This is a genomic window from Nocardia jejuensis NBRC 103114 (genome assembly GCF_001613145.1).
Lineage (GTDB): Bacteria > Actinomycetota > Actinomycetes > Mycobacteriales > Mycobacteriaceae > Nocardia > Nocardia jejuensis.
In genome coordinates, this window is record NZ_BDBU01000002.1 from 104247 (window position 1) to 122261 (window position 18015).

At 67.4% G+C, this 18015-nt stretch carries 21 protein-coding genes; 7 read left to right on the forward strand and 14 right to left on the reverse strand.

Annotation, left to right across the window (positions count from 1 at the left end; all coding sequences use genetic code 11):
• Positions 1 to 22 precede the first annotated feature (22 nt).
• Positions 23 to 469 carry an SRPBCC domain-containing protein gene (locus NJ1_RS00905; RefSeq protein ID WP_067685997.1) on the forward strand — a complete coding sequence of 149 codons (447 nt, stop codon included), beginning with the start codon at positions 23 to 25 and terminating at the stop codon, positions 467 to 469.
• A gap of 64 nt (positions 470 to 533) precedes the next feature.
• Here the strand turns inward: NJ1_RS00905 and NJ1_RS00910 are convergent, their stop codons facing one another.
• From NJ1_RS00910 to NJ1_RS00935, 6 genes are all read right to left on the reverse strand, one after another.
• Positions 534 to 758, reverse strand: a complete 225-nt coding sequence (locus tag NJ1_RS00910) for a hypothetical protein (RefSeq protein ID WP_084477609.1) — start codon at positions 756 to 758, stop codon at positions 534 to 536.
• A 35-nt stretch (positions 759 to 793) separates the two neighbouring features.
• Positions 794 to 1594, reverse strand: coding sequence for an HNH endonuclease family protein (locus tag NJ1_RS00915; protein ID WP_067686001.1), 801 nt, complete (start codon positions 1592 to 1594; stop codon positions 794 to 796).
• A 368-nt stretch (positions 1595 to 1962) separates the two neighbouring features.
• A complete protein-coding gene (locus NJ1_RS00920; RefSeq protein ID WP_245717162.1) occupies positions 1963 to 2460 on the reverse strand; it encodes a hypothetical protein in 498 nt (165 codons plus the stop codon).
• 141 nt (positions 2461 to 2601) lie between these two features.
• Positions 2602 to 3723: an NAD(P)H-dependent flavin oxidoreductase gene (locus tag NJ1_RS00925; protein WP_067686005.1), complete on the reverse strand. Its 1122-nt coding sequence runs from the start codon at positions 3721 to 3723 to the stop codon at positions 2602 to 2604.
• A 120-nt stretch (positions 3724 to 3843) separates the two neighbouring features.
• Positions 3844 to 4248 (reverse strand): NUDIX hydrolase, encoded by a 405-nt coding sequence (locus tag NJ1_RS00930; RefSeq protein ID WP_067686007.1) that lies wholly within the window; start codon positions 4246 to 4248, stop codon positions 3844 to 3846.
• 151 nt (positions 4249 to 4399) lie between these two features.
• The gene (locus tag NJ1_RS00935; RefSeq protein ID WP_067686793.1) at positions 4400 to 4969 is read right to left on the reverse strand and encodes a TetR/AcrR family transcriptional regulator; all 570 of its coding nucleotides are present in this window, start codon (positions 4967 to 4969) and stop codon (positions 4400 to 4402) included.
• A 39-nt stretch (positions 4970 to 5008) separates the two neighbouring features.
• Between NJ1_RS00935 and NJ1_RS00940 the strand changes: the two genes are divergently transcribed.
• A complete protein-coding gene (locus NJ1_RS00940) occupies positions 5009 to 6253 on the forward strand; it encodes a KasA/KasB family beta-ketoacyl-ACP synthase (protein ID WP_067686009.1) in 1245 nt (414 codons plus the stop codon).
• Between the two features lie 13 nt (positions 6254 to 6266).
• Here the strand turns inward: NJ1_RS00940 and NJ1_RS00945 are convergent, their stop codons facing one another.
• Positions 6267 to 6680 carry a hypothetical protein gene (locus tag NJ1_RS00945; RefSeq protein WP_067686011.1) on the reverse strand — a complete coding sequence of 138 codons (414 nt, stop codon included), beginning with the start codon at positions 6678 to 6680 and terminating at the stop codon, positions 6267 to 6269.
• Complete coding sequence (locus tag NJ1_RS00950) at positions 6677 to 6958, reverse strand: hypothetical protein (RefSeq protein WP_067686013.1); 282 nt, start codon at positions 6956 to 6958, stop codon at positions 6677 to 6679. Before NJ1_RS00950 ends, NJ1_RS00945 begins: the two co-directional genes overlap by 4 nt.
• A gap of 180 nt (positions 6959 to 7138) precedes the next feature.
• Between NJ1_RS00950 and NJ1_RS00955 the strand changes: the two genes are divergently transcribed.
• The 3 genes from NJ1_RS00955 to mtnC are packed head-to-tail and all read left to right on the forward strand — an operon-like array spanning position 7139 to position 10194.
• Positions 7139 to 8893 carry a bifunctional S-methyl-5-thioribose-1-phosphate isomerase/methylthioribulose 1-phosphate dehydratase gene (locus tag NJ1_RS00955; protein ID WP_067686015.1) on the forward strand — a complete coding sequence of 585 codons (1755 nt, stop codon included), beginning with the start codon at positions 7139 to 7141 and terminating at the stop codon, positions 8891 to 8893.
• 33 nt (positions 8894 to 8926) lie between these two features.
• Positions 8927 to 9502: a 1,2-dihydroxy-3-keto-5-methylthiopentene dioxygenase gene (locus NJ1_RS00960; RefSeq protein ID WP_067686017.1), complete on the forward strand. Its 576-nt coding sequence runs from the start codon at positions 8927 to 8929 to the stop codon at positions 9500 to 9502.
• On the forward strand, positions 9499 to 10194 hold the full coding sequence (gene mtnC, locus NJ1_RS00965; protein WP_067686019.1) for an acireductone synthase: 696 nt from the start codon (positions 9499 to 9501) through the stop codon (positions 10192 to 10194). Before NJ1_RS00960 ends, mtnC begins: the two co-directional genes overlap by 4 nt.
• 85 nt (positions 10195 to 10279) lie before the next feature.
• Here the strand turns inward: mtnC and NJ1_RS00970 are convergent, their stop codons facing one another.
• From NJ1_RS00970 to NJ1_RS00995, 6 genes are all read right to left on the reverse strand, one after another.
• Positions 10280 to 10870, reverse strand: coding sequence for a GTP-binding protein (locus NJ1_RS00970; protein WP_067686021.1), 591 nt, complete (start codon positions 10868 to 10870; stop codon positions 10280 to 10282).
• Positions 10851 to 11225: a DUF742 domain-containing protein gene (locus NJ1_RS00975; RefSeq protein WP_067686023.1), complete on the reverse strand. Its 375-nt coding sequence runs from the start codon at positions 11223 to 11225 to the stop codon at positions 10851 to 10853. Before NJ1_RS00975 ends, NJ1_RS00970 begins: the two co-directional genes overlap by 20 nt.
• A complete protein-coding gene (locus tag NJ1_RS00980; protein WP_067686025.1) occupies positions 11225 to 11650 on the reverse strand; it encodes a roadblock/LC7 domain-containing protein in 426 nt (141 codons plus the stop codon). Before NJ1_RS00980 ends, NJ1_RS00975 begins: the two co-directional genes overlap by 1 nt.
• Positions 11628 to 14153 (reverse strand): sensor histidine kinase, encoded by a 2526-nt coding sequence (locus NJ1_RS00985; protein WP_067686027.1) that lies wholly within the window; start codon positions 14151 to 14153, stop codon positions 11628 to 11630. Before NJ1_RS00985 ends, NJ1_RS00980 begins: the two co-directional genes overlap by 23 nt.
• Positions 14154 to 14255: 102 nt before the next feature.
• The gene (locus NJ1_RS00990) at positions 14256 to 14840 is read right to left on the reverse strand and encodes a GTP-binding protein (RefSeq protein ID WP_439957647.1); all 585 of its coding nucleotides are present in this window, start codon (positions 14838 to 14840) and stop codon (positions 14256 to 14258) included.
• A 7-nt stretch (positions 14841 to 14847) separates the two neighbouring features.
• Complete coding sequence (locus NJ1_RS00995) at positions 14848 to 15249, reverse strand: roadblock/LC7 domain-containing protein (protein WP_067686029.1); 402 nt, start codon at positions 15247 to 15249, stop codon at positions 14848 to 14850.
• A 637-nt stretch (positions 15250 to 15886) separates the two neighbouring features.
• Here NJ1_RS00995 and NJ1_RS01000 point away from each other — a divergent pair.
• Both NJ1_RS01000 and NJ1_RS01005 read left to right on the forward strand, forming a co-directional pair.
• Positions 15887 to 17389: an alkaline phosphatase gene (locus NJ1_RS01000; protein WP_067686031.1), complete on the forward strand. Its 1503-nt coding sequence runs from the start codon at positions 15887 to 15889 to the stop codon at positions 17387 to 17389.
• Positions 17386 to 17901: a hypothetical protein gene (locus tag NJ1_RS01005; RefSeq protein ID WP_157573675.1), complete on the forward strand. Its 516-nt coding sequence runs from the start codon at positions 17386 to 17388 to the stop codon at positions 17899 to 17901. The genes NJ1_RS01000 and NJ1_RS01005 overlap by 4 nt, the downstream gene beginning before the upstream one ends.
• The last annotated feature ends 114 nt before the right edge of the window (positions 17902 to 18015 follow it).

The following is an 18015-nucleotide window of genomic DNA, read 5'->3' on the forward strand; positions in this document are numbered from 1 at the left end:
CTTGTTTCAGTATTGTTCCCCCATGGCCTTCGTCATCGACAACATCATGGAGATCGAGGCACCCGCCGAGCTTGTGTGGCAGGTGCTCACCGACGTGGACAACTACGGCGAATGGAACCCATTCGTCCCCGAGTGCAAGACCACCCTGGAACCGGGAACGCCCATCGACATGAAGGTGCGTCTCGGCGGTTCGTCGCCACGGGATCAGCGCGAGTTCATCCGGACGCACACTCCGGGCAAGGAATTCAGCTACAGCATGAAGCCGGTCCCACTGGGCCTGCTGCGCAGTCTGCGCACGCATACGGTGACCCCGCTCGGCGACGGCCGGACCCGCTACGAATCGCATTTCGAAATCGGCGGTCCGCTGTCGGTGGTGGTCGGCGCGCTGATGGGCAAGCCGCTGAACAAGGGCTTCAACTCGATGGCCGACGGCCTCAAACAGCGCGCGGAAACTCTCGTGCGCGGCTGACGTACTCGGCCCGTGCTTTCTCGGCGACCCGCACGCGTGCCGGTCGCCGAGAAAGACGGGTTCGCTACGCCTCGAACGGAATCGTATTGCCGGCCGCGTCGCGAGCGCCCTGGCCCTTTTCGATGGCCACCACCAGATCGTTGATGGTGGACCACGTCACCGGCGGCCGGTCGTCCAGATTTCCGATGTGGTACCAGGTTTCGGTGTCGCGATAGCGGACCATGCCCACTCCGGAGGAGTCGACGGCCACATCGAGATCACCTGATACCGTCCCTTCCTCCTGGGTCATAACGGCTATTTTCTCGAGGATCTCGATGACGTCGATTATCTGAACCCTCCTTGTTTGACGCAGTCGTCGACTGCGGTGCGCAGTGCTTTGAGCTCGTCGTTATCAACGGTCAAGTTGTATTTTATCTTTATCTGGACGTAGTGATCGAGATAGCCACACCGGAATGCGCCCGGCGGCAGGTAATGCGCGGCGTCCTGGTCACCCTTCGACCTGTTCGCGGACGGATCCGAGGCGATCAGATTGATCGCGTCGTTGGCGATGTTCTGCCGAGTCGCCTCGTCGAACTTGGAGGCGCCCGAACGCCACGCCTCGGCGAGCGGAACGATGTGCTCGGCATCCACACCGGCCGGATCGGTGATGAACTTGTACGGCTTGAGTTTGCCGGTCTTGGCGTCCAGCACGCCGTACTGATCCTGCCAGCCGCCGCCCTTGCCGACCTTCAGATCGCACGTCTTGGGATCGAGGGTCACCGATCCGGTGGAGTCGCGCAGCATCATCACATCGCGCGTGGTGCATTTGCTGTACTGCGCGAATTTGGCGTCGAAGCCATGGGATTGGGGGTTGGTGTCCCAGTGCGGGAACTTTTCGCGGCTGTAGCCGCTCATCGAGAGTTCCTCGGCGACAACGAGTTTGTTCACCGAGGCGGTGACGTCCGAGCCGACGGCCACCGCGCCGGTGGGAGCCGGGTTGCCCGAACCGCCCTCGGCGGTGTTCCCGGATTTGGTCTGCCCGCAGGCGACACAGACGACGGCCAGCACCGCGGCCAGTCCCATCGCCGCGGCGGTGGACACCGTGCGCCGGGCCCCGGGCGGACGTCGGAATGACGACTTTTTCACAACAACACTCCACTACTGTCGACAACACCCTTGTCGCTCATGGCGATCAGATCACGAGCGACCGAACAATGCTCTCCTAGCGGTGGATTCATGCGGCACCGGCCGGTGGTCGGGCGAGTCTGCGTGGGCGGGGCGGCTCGGTGTGTGTCATATCCTGTTCACCGTCGCAATCCGATCCCTGAAACAGCAAGTCAGACGGTCGGTTCGGAGACGGGTCTCACATGTCCCCGCGCGTATGGGGTGACGGCGAACGCGACGCTACTTCCATACTGACGCCGGTCAAGATCGAGAACAACGGACTCGCACAGGAATTCGCAGAAGAATCCTCGGCTCGCCCGTCGTGTCGGGCGTGTTGCGAGGAGACCGGGTCAGGCTTGATGCCACCAGGCTGTGAAGAACGCCGCGCCGCCAAGGATCAGCGCCAGCGCCAGCGGGACGGGCCACCAGTGTCCGGTCCGGCCGAGCAGGCGGCGTGCGAGCCGCAGTTGGATCATGCCGAACGCGGCGGTCAGCAGTAGCCACAGCGGGAGCAGGCCGATGCCCAGCGCCGCGTGCACCGCCCAGGCTCCGGCCAAACCGGGGCCGCCCCAGGAGTGTTCGAGATCGTTGCCCGCGATCAGCGGGTAGAGGGCTCCGCGCACCGCGCCGACGCACGCGAGGAACATCGCGAACCAGGTGAGCAGCCCGACCGCGCCCGACAACAGCGAATGCGCCACGGTCCGCAGGGGACCGGGCGCATTCAGATCGAACGGGGTACGCAGCACACGCCGAGTGTTTCTGGCTCGAACTGCACTGGGCGCGAAGGCAATCGGCAACGAGATCACCGCGTAGTACGCGGTGCGCAGAAGGCGTTCGCTGCTCGTCACACGACCCACGGTAGCGCTATCAGGTCGCTTGTCCGGGAAACTCGGCCCACATGTCGCCACCGCGTGTCCGCCGACATCGGCGGGCGTGTCGAGGGAGGTCGCGCCCGCCGTGTCGGCGGGCGCGACCTCCCTCGTTCGAGATCAGGCGTTGTTGAGCTTGTTCAGCCGCTCGCAGGACTCGAGGTACTCGGCGATGAGCCGCTGCACCACATCGGTGGAACGCTCGATCTTGTTCATCATGCCGACGACCTGGCCGACCGGGTTGAAGTTCACGTCCACCGCGGCTTCCGGGTACCGGTGACCGCGCTTGACGCCGTCGAGGGCGACCATCATCTGCAGCGGCATGCCCAGCGGATCCGGGGTGTCGGCCTGTGCCCACGCCTCGGTCCAGTCGTTCTTGAGCATGCGGCACGGCTTGCCGGTCCAGGACCGCGAGCGCACGGTGTCGCTGCTGGTGGCGTCGATGTAGGTCTGCATCTGCGCGGGCGGCACATTGGCCTCCTCGACCGTGAGCCACAGCGAGCCGGTCCACGCGCCCGCCGCACCCATCGCCAGCGCCGCGGCGACCTGACGGCCGTTGCCGATGCCACCGGCCGCGAGCGCCGGCATATCGCCGATCGCGTCCACGACCTGCGGCCACAGCACCATCGAGGCCACCTCGCCGCAGTGCCCGCCACCCTCGGTGCCCTGCATGACCACGAAGTCCAGGCCCGCGTTCTTGTGGTTGAGCGCGTGCTTGACCGACCCGCAGAGCGCGCCGATCAGGCGGCCCGAGTCCTGGATCTGCTTGATCACGTCATCGGGCGGGGTGCCCAGCGCGTTGGCGACCAGCTTGGCCTTGGGGTGCTTCAGAATCACCTCGATCTGCGGGGCGACCGTGGTGGCGGTCCAGCCCAGCAGCTGGTTGTGCCGCTCCTCGGGCGGCAGATGCGGCACGTTGTGGTCGTTGAGCAGCTTCTCCGCGAAATCGCGGTGTCCCTGCGGAACCAGTTTGGCCAGTTGGGCTTCCAGCTCCTCGGGGGACAGGCCCTCGACGCCCTTGCCCTCGTACTTCGACGGGATGACCAGGTCTACGCCGTAGACGCCGGTGACATGTTCGTCGAGCCAGGACAGCTCGACCTCGAGCTGCTCGGCGGTGAAGCCGACCGCTCCGAGCACTCCCAGTCCGCCCGCGTTGCTCACCGCGGTCGCCACGTCGCGGCAATGGGTGAAGGCGAAGATCGGGACATCGATGCCCAGGCGATCACAGATCTCGGTACGCATGTGTGGGTGGCTCCTCTAACTTTCCGGCTCTGGAACGTCGTTGCCACTCACGTTAGAACATGTTCTACATTTCGACCAGAGCCGCCAAGCCGATCGGTCGATCAATACTGCCGCCAAGTTCTAGTTTCGGTGCAGGAGGCCGTCGCGCCACAGATCGTCGAACAGCAGTTGATCCACCGGCGGGACCTGGTCGCGGTCGGCGTAGGTGAACCAGGCGAGTTCCTCGATCTCGCTGCTCACCGCGATCTCACCGAGGTGCTCGGCGGTGTAGCAGGCCATCCGGACCAGGGCTCCGGGAATGGCGGCCTCGTAGGTGCCCACGTGTGCGGCGGTCCGGTCCAGCACCTCGACGGTCAGCTCTTCGCGGATCTCCCGGACGAGCGTCTGCAGATCGCTCTCGCCCTCCTCGCGCTTGCCTCCGGGGATGTAGAAGATTCCCTTCCCCCGGGGTCGCGCGCAAAGGATCTCGCCGTTCACGATGTGCACCCATGCCACCGTGTCGATCAACCGCTGCTCCGTCCGCATCCCCGCACCTTATCGACACCCACGCGCGCGACGGGGCCGGGCGGCTCGCACCGGCGTCGAGCGCGGGATTCGGCGTCCCGCTCGCGCCGAACGCCCGGCGGGACCCGTCGAACACGTTGTGGCCGAAGCTGTTCCGGGGTGTGGCCGGTGCTCAGGCCGGGCGCGGAATGGCCTGATCGACAAGGAGGTTGATCGCCCGGTGGACTCGCGGGGCGTCGCCGGTGATCCACCAGTCCTGAATCAGGCCGCGCATACCGGAGATCAGCAGGGTGGCGGCGGCTTCGGGATCGGGATGGGTGGGGTCGATCCGGCCGATCGCCTCGGACATGGCGGTGACCAGGACCTGGATCGCGTCGACGGCGTAGGGCTTGAAGGGGCTGCCGGGGACCGTGGCCGCGCCCAGCACCTGGAGCAGCACGCGCAGGCTGATGTCGTCCGGTCCGGTGGTGTTGAGCGTGAACGAGTGCGTCAGCCGGTCGCGCAGCAGGCCGATGTCGTGGACGTCGAGGAAGAGGGCGGCGATGTCGGGGCGCTGGGTTTCCAAGGCGGACACCAGCATCTGCTCCCTGGTGCCGAAGTAGTGGATGAGCATGCGGGAGCTGGTGCCGAGGTGCTCGGCCAGCGGGCGCAGGGAGAGCTCGGCCAGGCCGTGGTCGGCGATGAAGGTGATGACGCCCGCCAGCAGGTCGGCGCGGCGGGCATGGTCGAGTGGGCGCGGCACGAGTTGACTGTAGCGGGTGCTACAGGTATTCATGTCGGCATGAGTGTAGCGAGTGGTACAGAAACTCGGCGCGGTGTGGTGGTCACCGCGATGGCGGCGACCACCTGCCTCGGGGCCGATCTGGAGAGCACCTGGACTCGGTTGCTGGCGGGGGACAGCGGAATCGGTCCGCTGACAGACGAATTCGTGGCGACCAACGACCTGCCGGTGCGGATCGGCGGGCGCCTGACCGAGCAGCCCGGGGCGCGATTGACCCGGATCGAGCAGCGGCGAATGTCGTTCGTGCAGCAGATGGCGCTGGTGCTGGCCCGGCAGGTGTGGCAGGAGGCGGGCGCGCCGGAGCTCGACCCCGAGCGGCTGGCGGTGGCCGTCGGGACCGGCCTCGGGGGAGGGGAGGCGCTCGTGCACGCGGTGGATGCGATGCGGGCGGGCGGGTATCGGAAGGTGCCGCCCATGACCGTGCCGATGGTCATGCCGAACGGATCGGCCGCGACCGTGGGCCTGGAACTCGGGGCCAAAGGCGGAGTGTACGCGCCGGTCTCGGCGTGCGCGTCCGGATCGGAGGCGATCGCGCACGGCTGGCGGCTGATCGCCACCGGGGAAGCGGACGTGGTCGTCGCGGGCGGCGTCGAGGGACATATCGACGCGGTGCCGATCGCCAGCTTCGCCATGATGCGGGCCATGAGCACCCGCAATGACGAACCCGAGCGCGCCTCACGGCCTTTCGACCGCGATCGGGACGGATTCGTCTTCGGCGAAGCAGGCGCGCTGCTGGTCCTGGAATCGCACGAGCATGCCGCGGCGCGCGGCGCGCGAATCCTCGGCCGAGTCCTGGGCGCGGGCATCACCTCGGACGGCTACCACATCACCGGCACCGCGCCCGACGGTGGCGGCGCGGCCCGGGCCATGCGCAAAGCCGTTGCCGCGGCCGGGCTTTCGGCCGAGGACATCGCCCATGTGAACGCGCACGCCACCGGAACGCCCGTGGGTGACGCCTCCGAGGCGAACGCCATCATGGCGGTGAGCCCGAATGCCTCTGTCTACGCACCGAAGTCGGCGCTGGGGCATTCCATCGGCGCGGTCGGCGCGCTGGAGGCCATTCTCACCCTGCGCACCTTGGCGGAGCAGATCGTCCCGCCCACATTGAATTTCGAGAATCCGGATATCGGCACCGCGCTGGACGTCGTGGCCGAGAAACCGCGGCATCAGCGCATCGATTACGCGCTGAGCAACTCGTTCGGCTTCGGCGGCCACAATGTCACGGTGGCGCTGGGGCGCGCCTGAGGAATACTTCGGCTCAGGGCAGGGTGTCGGTCTGTACGCGCGGATCGAGTTTCTTGAGTGTGTCGGGACGATCGGTGAGGCAGGGCCAGTCCCGGCTCACCGCCTCCATGGTCGCGTGTCCCGCGGGAATGAGGGCGTCGGCGTCGGGGCGATCGCACAGCGCCGCACCGAGTTGATCGCTCGCCGGACGATCCAGCGGCTGAATCACCGTATTGGGCAGATCCAGCAGCACCGAGAGAATGTCGTGGCGGCCCGGCGGAATCAACGCGCGGGCGGCCGCGAGGGCCGTGGCCGGAATGATGATGGTGTGGCCCGCGTCGGCGGTCGCCCACACCACCGACTGGACGTAGGCGACGCGATGGGCCCAGGCCGTGAGTGCGGCCGTGTCGAAGACGACGCCGCCCAGCGTCGTGCCCGGGGAGCTCATGCCGCGCCGGCGTGATCGCCGGTGGCATCCTCCTCCGATAACGGGGGCAGACCCTGCACGGCCCGGGCGCGATTGATGAGGTCCAGCGGCGGCCTGCCGCCGAAGATCTGCTCGATGCGCGACAGCGATTCGGCGCGGTCGACCCTGGCCTTGACGGATTCGGCGACGAACGCCGAGATCGATTCGATGCGGCCGCTGCTGCGCCAGTCGTCGAGCGTGGCGGCTATCTCTTCCGGCATCGTCACGGTGATCTTTCGGGTGCGACGCTCTCTCGCCATACCGGAAGGATAGAGGAGTATGCCCACCCTGCCCACTTCCGCCGCTCCGGGCGTGTGCGAATTCGGATTGCGCTGATCCGAAACCTGCCGGTCACGCGGCGATCCGAGTTCGATACGGTTGGCTTGTGCCCGTGTCCGGCGGGTGCGAGCCCCACTTCCCGGTAAAGAGGACACAGCTAGATGGATGAGAGTTCGATCGCGTGGATCGACGGTGCCCTGGTCACCATCGATCAGCGTGCCCTGCCGCACGAGCTGCGGGAGCTGCGGATCACGACGGTCGACGAGCTCATCGATGCGATCACGACGCTCGCGATTCGCGGCGCTCCGGCGATCGGTGTGTCGGGCGCGTTCGGTGTGGTGATCGCCGCGCTCGCGCACTCCGCGGACGGCGTGGTCGACACCGCGACGATCGAGCGGGAGGCCCGGCGCATCGCCGACGCCCGCCCGACCGCGGTGAACCTGGCCTGGGGTGTGCGGCGCGCGCTGGCCAAGTTGCCGCTGGGCGTGCAGGCGGTGCTCGACGAGGCGCTGGAACTGCTGGCGGAGGACGGGCGTGTGAACCTGGCCGCGGCCACCGCCGCCGCGGATCTGCTGCAGCGCCTGTGCGGGGATCGCCCGCTGCGGGTGCTCACCCACTGCAATACTGGACGCCTCGCGACCACCGCGTGGGGCACCGCGATCGGCGCGTTGCGCGTGCTGCACCAGCGCGGCGCGGTCGCCGAGGTGATCGTGGACGAGACCCGCCCGCTGCTGCAGGGCGCGCGCCTGACCGCGTGGGAAATGGCCGAGGCCGGGATCCCGCATCGGCTCACCATCGATTCCGCCGCCGCATGGGCCATGGCCACCGAAGAGGTGGACGCGGTCATCGTCGGCGCGGACCGGATCACCGCGGACGGCGCCGTCGCGAACAAGATCGGCACCTACATGCTCGCGATCGCCGCGCGGCACCACGGGATTCCGTTCATCGTGGTCGCCCCCGAATCCACGCGGGACATCTCCACCGCGCGCGGTGCGGACATCGTGGTGGAACAGCGCGCCTCCGCTGAGGTCACCGGATTCGGCGGCGTGACAACGGCTCCCGAGGGCACCGCGACCTTCAACCCGGCATTCGATGTGACTCCGGCCGAACTGGTGACGGCCGTGGTCACCGAATTCGGCGTGCTGGAGGATCCCGCCCTCGCCCGAACCTCCACGGGCTCGGGGGAGTTCGGCGGTGTCGGCAATTCCGGCACGCTCGGCGACAGTGCAGCGAGTGCACGGTTCGGGGATCCGACGGCTGTCGCGGCGGTGTCGATCGTCCCGCCCGCCACCGTCGTGGTGCGGGCCGGGCAGGAGATCGCGGGTATCGCGCGCGGGTTGTACGCCAACGGCTGGATGCCCGGGACCGCGGGCAATATCTCCGTGCGCGCGGGGGATGCGGCGGTGATCACCGCGAGTGGCCTGTCCAAGGGCGAACTCGCCGCCACCGATACGGTGACCGTCGCGGTCGCCGATTCCGCGCCGCTGAGCGCCGAGGGGCGAAAGCCGTCCGCCGAGACCACGATTCACACCGCGATCTACCGCGCGCGTGATGCGGTGGCCGTCGTGCACGTGCATCCGCCGCACGCGACCGCCCTCTCGATCGGCGCGGGCGACACGCGGGTGCGGTTCTCGGGCTACGAGCTGATCAAGGGCCTGGGCGGACGACGCCCGGACGCCATCGACATTCCGGTGTTCGCGAACCACGCCGAGGTCCCGCGAATCGGTGTGGACATCGAGAAATATCTGATCGAGCATCCCGACGCGCCGCCGGTGCTGTTCATCGCGGGGCACGGGATCACCACGTGGGGTGCGAGTCTGGCGCAGGCGCGCGATCGCGCGGAATGCCTCGAGGCCATGTGTGAACTGACGACATTGACCGGCCATCGGGAGGTCCCGGTGCGCGACCATGGATGAAACGAACGCAGCGTTCCGAGGAGGGACCGAACGATGACTCTGCTACAGATCATGTCCGACAAGCACTCCGGTGATGTCACCCTTCGCACCACCGACGACGCGGTCATCGCCGCCGAACTCGGCAAGCGCGGCATCATGTTCGAGCGCTGGCCGCTGCCGGCCGAGCTGAGCGGCGCGACCTCCGCCGAGGATCTGCTGGCGGAGTACGCCGACCGCATCGCCGCGCTCGATACCGACGGCCGCTTCAAGTTCATCGACGTGGCCCGCATCCATCCGGACGAGTCGGATCCGGAGTGGCCCGCCAAGGCCGTCGCGGCGCGCACCAAGTTCCTGGACGAGCACCGGCACGCCGAGGACGAGGTCCGTTTCTTCGCCGCCGGTCAGGGCTGCTTCTATCTGCATCTGGGTGACGAGGTGCTCGCGACCGTCTGCACCGCGGGCGATCTGGTGTCGGTCCCGGCCGGCACGCTGCACTGGTTCGACATGGGCACGCAGCCCGAGTTCGTCGCGGTGCGGTTCTTCGAGGAGCAGGACGGCTGGATCGGTGACTTCACCGGTGACAAGATCTCCGCCGGTTTCCCGACCCTGGACGAATTGCTCGCCGCATGATCAAAGCCGTCGTTCTCGACATCGAGGGCACCACGAGCCCGACCAGTTCGGTGCGGGAAGAACTGTACGGATACACCCGGGACCGGCTGCCGGACTGGCTGGCCGAGAATCAGGGCGACGCGGCGGATTCCATCATCGAGGCCACCCGCGAGCAGGCCGGGCAGCCCGATGCCGATGCGGCGACGGTGGCGGCGATTCTCATCGAGTGGTTGAACACCGACGTGAAGTCCGAGCCGCTCAAGGCCGCGCAGGGCATCATCTGCGCGGAGGGCTTCCGCAACGGCGCACTGTTCGGCGAGTTCTTCGCGGATGTGCCGCCGGTGCTGCGGGGCTGGCGCAATGCCGGACTCGAGCTGTACATCTACTCCTCGGGTTCGGTACGCAATCAGAAGGATTGGTTCGCGTTCGCCCGCGGCGGTGATCTGTCGCCGCTCATCACCGGTCATTTCGATCTGTCGACCGCGGGGCCCAAGCGGGAGGCGGCCTCGTACGAGAAGATCGCGAGCACGATCGGCGTTCCGGCCGAGAGCATTCTGTTCCTGTCCGATCACCCGGACGAATTGGACGCGGCCGTCGCGGCCGGATGGTCGGTGGTGGGGGTGACGCGTCCGGGGGAGCCCAACGACTCGCGGCCGCCGCATCGGTACGTCGCCGATTTCGCGGATATCGTCCTCGACGACGAATCGGACTGATCCGCCGGCCCAGCAGCGGGAGCTGAAACCTTCGAGCCCGCACCGGAATCCGGTGCGGGCTCGAAGGCTGTCGGGGGTCGGGCAGTCAGCTGCCCACGCGGGACGAGGCCCGGTTGATCAGATATTCCACCAGCGTCATGAGCACGTTCTTGGCGGAGGATCGATCGCGGGCGTCGCACAGCAGCACCGGGATGTGCTCGTCGAGATCCAGCGCGTCGCGCACCTCGATCGGCGTGTACAGCGGCGCGCCCTCGAAGCAGTTGACCGCCACCGTGAACGCGACTCCGCGCTTCTCGAAGAAATCGATCGCGGCGAAGGATCCCTCGAGCCGGCGGGTGTCGGCGAGCACCACCGCGCCGAGCGCGCCGCGCGCGAGTTCGTCCCACAGGAACCAGAATCGGTCCTGTCCGGGCGTGCCGAACAGGTAGAGCACCAGGTTCTGGTCGATGGTGATGCGCCCGAAGTCCAGGGCCACCGTGGTGGTGGTCTTGCCCTCCACACCACTGAGATCGTCCACGCCCGCGGACAATTCGGTGATGAGTTCTTCGGTGCGCAGCGGGGTGATCTCGCTGAGCGCCCCCACCATCGTGGTTTTGCCCACCCCGAAACCGCCCGCGATGAGGATCTTCACCGAGGCGGCCATGGGGGTGGACGAATCAAATTTTTCGAATGCCATCGAGGACTGCTCGCAATATGTTGAGGTCATCGGGCACGGCCTCGGAATTGGCCGGCCCCCGGAAGTTCAGGATTCCGTCGGAGATCAGATCTCCGACAAGGATTTTGGTTACCGCCAACGGCAGCCGCAGCGCGGCCGACACCTCGGCCACGGCCAGCGGGAGTCGGCACAACCGCACGATTTCCGCGTACTCCGGCTCGACACGACGCAGCGGCGGCGCGGCATTGGGCACCAGCACCACCGTGAGCATGTCCAGATCGTGCCCCGCGCCCATGGTTCGACCACCGGTCCTGGCGTAAGGGCGTACCAGTGGACCAGCTGCTTCGTCGAACCAATGTTCCCCCGGCCGCGCCATCATGACAGTCGGGGGTTGACCTGTCCGGCCAGATGATGGCGCGGGGTGGTGGACAGGTAGGTGCCGACGCGTTGCACGGTCAGGTTCATCTCGTAGGCGACCATGCCGAGATTCGCCTGTTCGTTGGCCTGTAGCGCCAGGCAGGCGTGGCTGCCCGCCGCGGTCACGAACAGCACGGCGCGTTCGAGTTCGATGACCGCCTGCCGTACGCCGCCGCCGTCGAATCGATTGCCTGCGCTGCGCGCGAGGCCGTAGAGCGTGGAGGACATGGCGCCGAAGTGCTCGGCGTCCTCGCGGCTCATGGCTGAGGAGCGGCCCAGCAGCAATCCGTCGGTGGAGTGCACCACCGCGTGACGGACACCTGCGAGGCGATCGACGAGATCATCGAGTAGCCAGTTGAGATCACCAGCGTTGGAGTTGGTCACCGTCGCCTTCCTGTCGATCCGAAAAAGAGGTGGACCCAGGCTTGGACGCGCCGGGATCGGCCCGGCGGCCCTGCCTGGTTCCGTTTTCGATGGCGGAGAAGAGGTCTCGGGCCTGCTCGGCCGTGCGGGAGGTTCCAGAGTCCGACTCGGTGGTAGCAGCCGCATTCTCCTGTGCCAATTCCGGTGCGAGACTTGCCTGCCGGCGCCTACGCGGTAGCGAGGGCCGGGCGTCGGAGCCAGTGTACTGGGTACGGCCGAAATCGCGAGGGCGGAAACCGTTTTCCTGATCTTCCGCCGAATTCGGTGGCGAGAAAGGCTGTGAGGTGGGCCGTTGCGACGAAGTGTGCTGCGAGGCGGGCGGTTCCGGCTGCAGCCGGGGGCGCGGGGTGCCGGGTTCGGTGATCGGCTCGAACGCGACCGGCTGCTCGAACGACATCTGCCGCTCGGACTGGCGAGAGGCGGGGGCCGGGGGCAGCTGCGCGGGCGCCGGGGCCGCCGGGAGCGGCATCGGCGCGGCCCCGACCGGTTCCAATTGCCGAGGTACGGCCGGGATCTCGCCGGTGCGGCCGGCGGCGACGGTGAGGTTCGAGGGCACCAGCACGATGGCGCGCACGCCGCCGTAGTCGGATTCGGTGAGCCGCACCTGGATTCCGTTGCGGACCGCCAGCTGCGCGACAACGAACATGCCGAGGCGCGAATCGGTGGAGAGCGTGTTGACGCCGAAATCCGGGGGATTGCGCAGCATGTCGTTCATCCGGGCCATTTCGGCCTCGGGGATGCCCATACCCTGATCGACGATCTCGATGGCGACGCCCTTGCCCACCACGTTGCCGCGCACCTCGACCTGCGACTGCGGCGGGGAGAAGTGGGCGGCGTTGTCGACCAGTTCGGCGAGCAGGTGCACGAGGTCCGCGACCGCGGTGCCGGCGACGGCGACCTCGGGCAGGCGGGCGATCTTGACGCGCGTGTAGTCCAGTGCCTCACCGACACCCGAGCGCACGACCTCCACCAGGTTCACCGGATTGCGCCACTGCCGGCCCGGCTGTCCGCCGGCCAGAATGATCAGGTTCTCGGCATTGCGGCGTTCGCGGGTGGCGAGGTGGTCCAGGCGGAAGAAGATCTCCAGCAGGGCCGGATCCTCCTGCTTGGATTCGGCCTCGTCCAGCACCTCGAGCTGACGGTGCACCACGACCTGGCTGCGGTGCGCGATATTGAGGAAGACCGCCTTGACGCCCTCCCGGGTGCGGGCCTCGGTGACGGCGGCGGCCACGGCGGCCTCGTGGGCATGGCTGAACGCCTTGGCCACCTGGCCGATCTCGTCGGTGCCGAAGTCCAGGACCGAGGTCTCCGCGGTGGGGTCGACCTGCTGCCCGTCGCGCAGTCTGGTCATCAATTCGGGCAGTCGCTCGTCGGCCAGCACCAGGGTCTGGTCGCGAAGCCGCTTGAGGCGGCGGATGATTCGGTTGGCCAGCACCAGGGCCACCAGGAACGCGCCGACCGAGACCGCGAGCATGGCGGCACCGGCGATGGCGGAGTTGCGGGCGCTGTCGTCCGCGGCGTCGATGGCCTTGCCCTGGGCGTACTTGCTCTGGTTGTCCCAGTACTCGAGCAGCGCCTTGTTGACGACGTTGACCGAATCCTGCCACTCCTGGGCGGTGAAGGTCAGCGGCGCGAGTTGTGGTGTGCTGCCGGACTTCACCGGCAGGGAGGTGATCGGTTCCAGCGCGTGCGCCAGCAGCGAGTTCTCCATGATGACGAGCTTCTGCCAGGCCGGATCGCTGGTGACGGCTTTGGCGGCGGAGGCCTGGCTGTCACCGGGCTCGGCCGCGAGTCCCTCGATACTGAGCCGGTAGCTGCCGACCAGACGCGAGTATTCGACCGCGAGCTCGGGGGTCAGGGTGCCGTTGTTGATGATCACCTCGGCCAGTGACGCACTGCGGGAGAGCATCTCGGACGCGGACACGATCTGCAGCGTCTCGGCGGTCTCGACCGCGACCTCGGCGTTCGGGGCGGTGATCATCACCGCGCGGGTGCCGACCGAGATGAGATCGAGCAGGTGACCGTAGAAGTTGTAGGCGTCCGACATCGGCAGCGCGCCACCGTCGACCTGCGTGCGCACCGCGGCGAGCGTGCGGGTCAGGGTGATGAAGCCGCCGACGTCGCCGGTGACCTCCTGCGGGCCGAGATCCTCCATCGAGGCGGTGGTGGTGTTCATCCCGCGCAGTGCGGCATCGAGCCGCAATCTGGCCTGCGCCAGGGCTTTCGGGTTGGGTTCGCCGCCGGACAGCTGGGACAGGGTGAGCTGTCGCTCCTGCTGGACCGCGCCCACCAGTTCCTTGGTCAGCGGTGTGGCGTCGGTGAGTGTGGCGGCCCAATCTCGTGCGTGTCTGCCCTGAACGACCAGGTATCCCGCGCCACCCACACCGATAACGAGCAGCGCCAAGCTCGGGACCAGTGCGATGGCGAGAACACGGGTTCGGACACCGAGCCTCGCTCTGAACATCCGCACAACGTATAGGGACGTATCTCACAAGCTTCGCGCGGGTCCCGTTGAACGGGAACATGATTGACACGCCTTGTTATGCGTGCTCCGGTATGGATGCTTCTATCCGAGGGCGCGAGTGATGAGATATTCGGCAAGCGTGAGCAGCACGCCCCTGCACGATTCGCGATCCCGCGCGTCGCACATCAGAATCGGAACGCGTTCGTCCAGGTCCAGTGCCTCGCGCACCTCCTGGGTCGAATACTCGGGTGCGTCGTGGAAACGATTGACCCCGACGGTGAATCCGATCCCGCGCTTCTCGAAGAAATCGATGGCGGCGAACGAGGTGTCGAGTCTGCGGGTGTCGGCCAGGACCACCGCCCCCAGCGCGCCGCGCGCGAGTTCGTCCCACAGGAACCAGAACCGGTCCTGACCGGGCGTGCCGAACAGATACAGCACCAGTCCGGAATCGATGGTGATGCGGCCGAAATCCAAGGCCACCGTGGTGGTGCTCTTGCGCTCCACGCCGGTCAGATCGTCGACGCCCGCAGAGCGTTCGGTGATGATCTCCTCGGTGCGCAGCGGCGCGATCTCGCTGATGGCGCCGACCATGGTGGTCTTGCCGACGCCGAATCCGCCTGCCACCAGTATTTTCACCGAGTGGGCGAGCGGCTGTCCCGGTGTCGAGGCCGCGGTGCTCCCGAACACTCGGCGGCTAGCCGAAATTACGGCGCGCGGCCGTGGACAGGAACGAGCCGACGCGCTGCACCGTCAGGTTCATCTCGTAGGCGACCATGCCGAGATTGGCGTTGGCCCCGGTCTGCAACGCGAGGCAGGCATTGCTGCCCGCGGCCGTGACGAACAGGACGGCGCGGTCCAGTTCGACGACGGCCTGGCGGACGCCGCCGCCGTCGAATCGGTGTCCGGCACTGCGTGAGAGGCCGTACAGGGTGGAGGACATCGCGCCGAAATGCTCGGCGTCCTCGCGGGTCATGCCGGTGGAACGTCCCAGCAGCAGACCGTCGGTGGAGTGGACGACCGCGTGCCGGACACCGGCGAGTTTGTCGACGAGATCGTCGAGCAGCCAGTCCAGGTCACCGGTAGGGGAATTGCTCACCGCTGTCTTCCTGTCGATAGGTAGTGCGTGCGATAGGTATTGCGTGAGTGCGAGGTGCTGCGTGGGTGTGAGCCATCGCCGGCCGGGTGCCGATCCGAGTCGGCTCCGCGTCGATGACTCCGATGCCGCGATCGCCGGTGTCCGGGGTGCCCGTGCCCGGCCGTGCCGCCCGATATCGCGACCCGGGTACGGACACCGGGTCGCGGTCTGAGCATTGCCAGAACATAGCCATCGCGCGTCGCGCGCGTGAGTACGAGTCCTTGTGAGCAGGACGGGATTTGACGAAACGACCGGTCGTTCGGTAATGGGGATTTCGAGGAGCGCTGTCGGAGGAACCCTCGAATGTGTTGCCCGAGAACGTCTTCCACCCACGGTCCGCTCAACCCCCGGTCACCGTCTGTGATGCGAATTACATTGTGGTGACCAGAGGATAGCCGTGTGTTCCGGCGGGTGAGACCGCTTTGCCGGTGCGCGGGTGGTTTGTCGCGATCCTCGATCGGGCGGTCCCGCCGTAGACGTTCATCGATTCGACAGCTGGACGTCGTTTTCGGGCAACTGTCCAGGGTTACGTTCGCCCCGCCCCGGGAACCGCGGGACGCGCACGGGGTCCCGTGCCGCGAAAGTTGGAGGAGATCAAGTGCAGCACAGGAAACGCGCCTGGGTCGGCGCGGCGGCGGCCATCACCGCCGCGTTCGTCGGCGCCACCATGGTCGCGGGATGCGGGTCGGACGACAAGGCCGACAACGAAGTGCGCAACGTCATCTACCTGCTCGGCGACGGTATGGGACGTACCCACATCACCGCTGCTCGCGAGCGTTTCGTCGGTGCCGCCGGTCAGCTCAACATGGAGCAGCTGCCGTATGTCGGCGCCGTGTCCACCTATGCGGTCGAGCCCAACAGCGCCAAGCCCGCGCTGGTCACCGACTCGGCCTCCGCGGCTACCGCGTGGTCTTCGGGCGTGAAGACCTACAACGCCGCCATCGGCGTCGACGCCTACGGCAAGTCGGTCCCGACGCTCATGGAGCAGGCCAAGACCGCCGGTTTCGCCACCGGCAACGTCTCGACGGCGGAGATCACCGATGCCACCCCGGCCGGCATGGTCAGCCACGCGCTGCTGCGCGGCTGCCAGGGGCCGACGTTCACCGAATCCACCTGCCTGCCCAAGAAGTCCGACGGTAGCTACGAGGCGTCCCCGTCGGACAAGACGCTGGTGACCCCGATCGCCGAGCAGATCGCGCGCAACGGCACCGCGGACGTGATCTTCGGCGGCGGCCTGGCCCGCTTCGAGCCGGACGATCAGAAGGCCATGTTGGACAAGGGTTATCAGGTGCTCGGCAGCATGGGCGATCCCGCGCTCAAGGCTCAGACTGCCGACAGTCAGAAGGTCGCCACCGCCGCCGATCTGAAGTCGGTGCGGTCCGACAAGGTGATCGGCCTGTTCAACCGCGGCAACCTGACCGTCACCGCGGCGCGCAACGCGCTGCCGGACTCCGCGCCGCAGAAGCAGGAGCCGACGCTGGCCGATATGGCGAACAAGGCGATCGATCTGCTCTCGAACCGCAAGGACAGCAAGGGCTTCCTGCTGCAGATCGAGGGTGCGCAGATCGACAAGCGCTCGCACGCCAACGACGCGGCCCAGACTCTCGAGGAGATGAAGGCGTTCGACGACGCGGTCGGTGCGGCCATGGCCTTCGCCAAGAAGGACGGGCACACGATGGTGATCGTGACCGCCGACCACGAATGCGCCGGCTTCAACATCATCGAGAAGAACACCTTCACGAACGCGGAAGCCGTTGCGCCGCCGACCAATGTCGACGCGGGCAATACCGCCAACAACTCGCTCCCCTCGCGCGACGGCAAGGACAACGTGAAGGATCCGGTGCGTTCGGCCGGTCCGATCAACGGTTCCGGTCAGGCCGATCCGCGTAACTTCGCCCCGGCCACCTTCCGCACCCCGGACGACGCGGCCGCGGTGAAGGACGGCTCGCCGGAGGCCAGCCTGTGGCTGACCTACCTCTCGGGCAACCACACCGGCGCGGACGTGATGATCTACGCCTACGGCCCGGGCGCGAACGTGTTCGCGGCCAGCCAGGACAACACCTCGCTGTACACCAAGATGCACAAGGCTCTGCTGCCGTGAGGATGAAAGGTGTTGCGCGGATCTGTGGTTCGATCGCGCAGGCCGGTCTGATCGCGGGACTGCTGGCGGTGGCCGCGCTCGGCGCGGGATGCTCGCAGGCCTCGAACCCGGCCACCCCGGGTCCGGCGGCGGCCCCGGCCGCCCCGGCGACCGTGCAGGCGGCCCCCGCGTCGATCTCCGCGGCTCCCGGCGAGGTGCGCCTGACCCCGGGTCCGTTCTCGGATCGGGTGCAGGTGACCGGTGTTCGGCTCGACGGTGCGTCGGTGCACGGTCGGCTGGCGATCACCACCGATGTGAGCGACGTCCTGGCCCTCGAGGTGCGTGCGGCGTTCTACGACGCGAACGGAAAGCTCGTCGGCACCGGACTCTTCGAGCACAGTGACGAAGAACCGGTCTCGGGCGGTCCGCACATTCCCTCGAACGACGGCATCGATTTCGTGATCGCCTCGACTCCGGCCGACGTGCCGGTGTCGGCGGCGGTGCTGACGATCCCGGCGCTGGTGAACGAGTAACCCGCGCAACAGCTTCGGGCGCATCCCGCACGCAACCCCTCAGGTGCGTGCGGGATTTCGCGCTGTCCCGACCCGGTAGGCAGTTACCGGGCGCAGTGGAGTGATCGTGGAGAA

What these genes read in the sequence shown, in the direction of transcription:
- NJ1_RS00985 (WP_067686027.1), bottom strand. Translation starts at nt 14,153, where the DNA reads ATGTTCAGAGCGAGGCTCGGTGTCCGAACCCGTGTTCTCGCCATCGCA.
- NJ1_RS00925 (WP_067686005.1), bottom strand. Translation starts at nt 3,723, where the DNA reads ATGCGTACCGAGATCTGTGATCGCCTGGGCATCGATGTCCCGATCTTC.
- NJ1_RS00940 (WP_067686009.1), top strand. Translation starts at nt 5,009, where the DNA reads ATGAGTGTAGCGAGTGGTACAGAAACTCGGCGCGGTGTGGTGGTCACC.
- NJ1_RS00960 (WP_067686017.1), top strand. Translation starts at nt 8,927, where the DNA reads ATGACTCTGCTACAGATCATGTCCGACAAGCACTCCGGTGATGTCACC.
- NJ1_RS00955 (WP_067686015.1), top strand. Translation starts at nt 7,139, where the DNA reads ATGGATGAGAGTTCGATCGCGTGGATCGACGGTGCCCTGGTCACCATC.
- NJ1_RS00945 (WP_067686011.1), bottom strand. Translation starts at nt 6,680, where the DNA reads ATGAGCTCCCCGGGCACGACGCTGGGCGGCGTCGTCTTCGACACGGCC.
- NJ1_RS00975 (WP_067686023.1), bottom strand. Translation starts at nt 11,225, where the DNA reads ATGGCGCGGCCGGGGGAACATTGGTTCGACGAAGCAGCTGGTCCACTG.
- NJ1_RS00970 (WP_067686021.1), bottom strand. Translation starts at nt 10,870, where the DNA reads ATGGCATTCGAAAAATTTGATTCGTCCACCCCCATGGCCGCCTCGGTG.
- NJ1_RS00905 (WP_067685997.1), top strand. Translation starts at nt 23, where the DNA reads ATGGCCTTCGTCATCGACAACATCATGGAGATCGAGGCACCCGCCGAG.
- NJ1_RS00930 (WP_067686007.1), bottom strand. Translation starts at nt 4,248, where the DNA reads ATGCGGACGGAGCAGCGGTTGATCGACACGGTGGCATGGGTGCACATC.
- mtnC (WP_067686019.1), top strand. Translation starts at nt 9,499, where the DNA reads ATGATCAAAGCCGTCGTTCTCGACATCGAGGGCACCACGAGCCCGACC.
- NJ1_RS00950 (WP_067686013.1), bottom strand. Translation starts at nt 6,958, where the DNA reads ATGGCGAGAGAGCGTCGCACCCGAAAGATCACCGTGACGATGCCGGAA.
- NJ1_RS00910 (WP_084477609.1), bottom strand. Translation starts at nt 758, where the DNA reads ATGACCCAGGAGGAAGGGACGGTATCAGGTGATCTCGATGTGGCCGTC.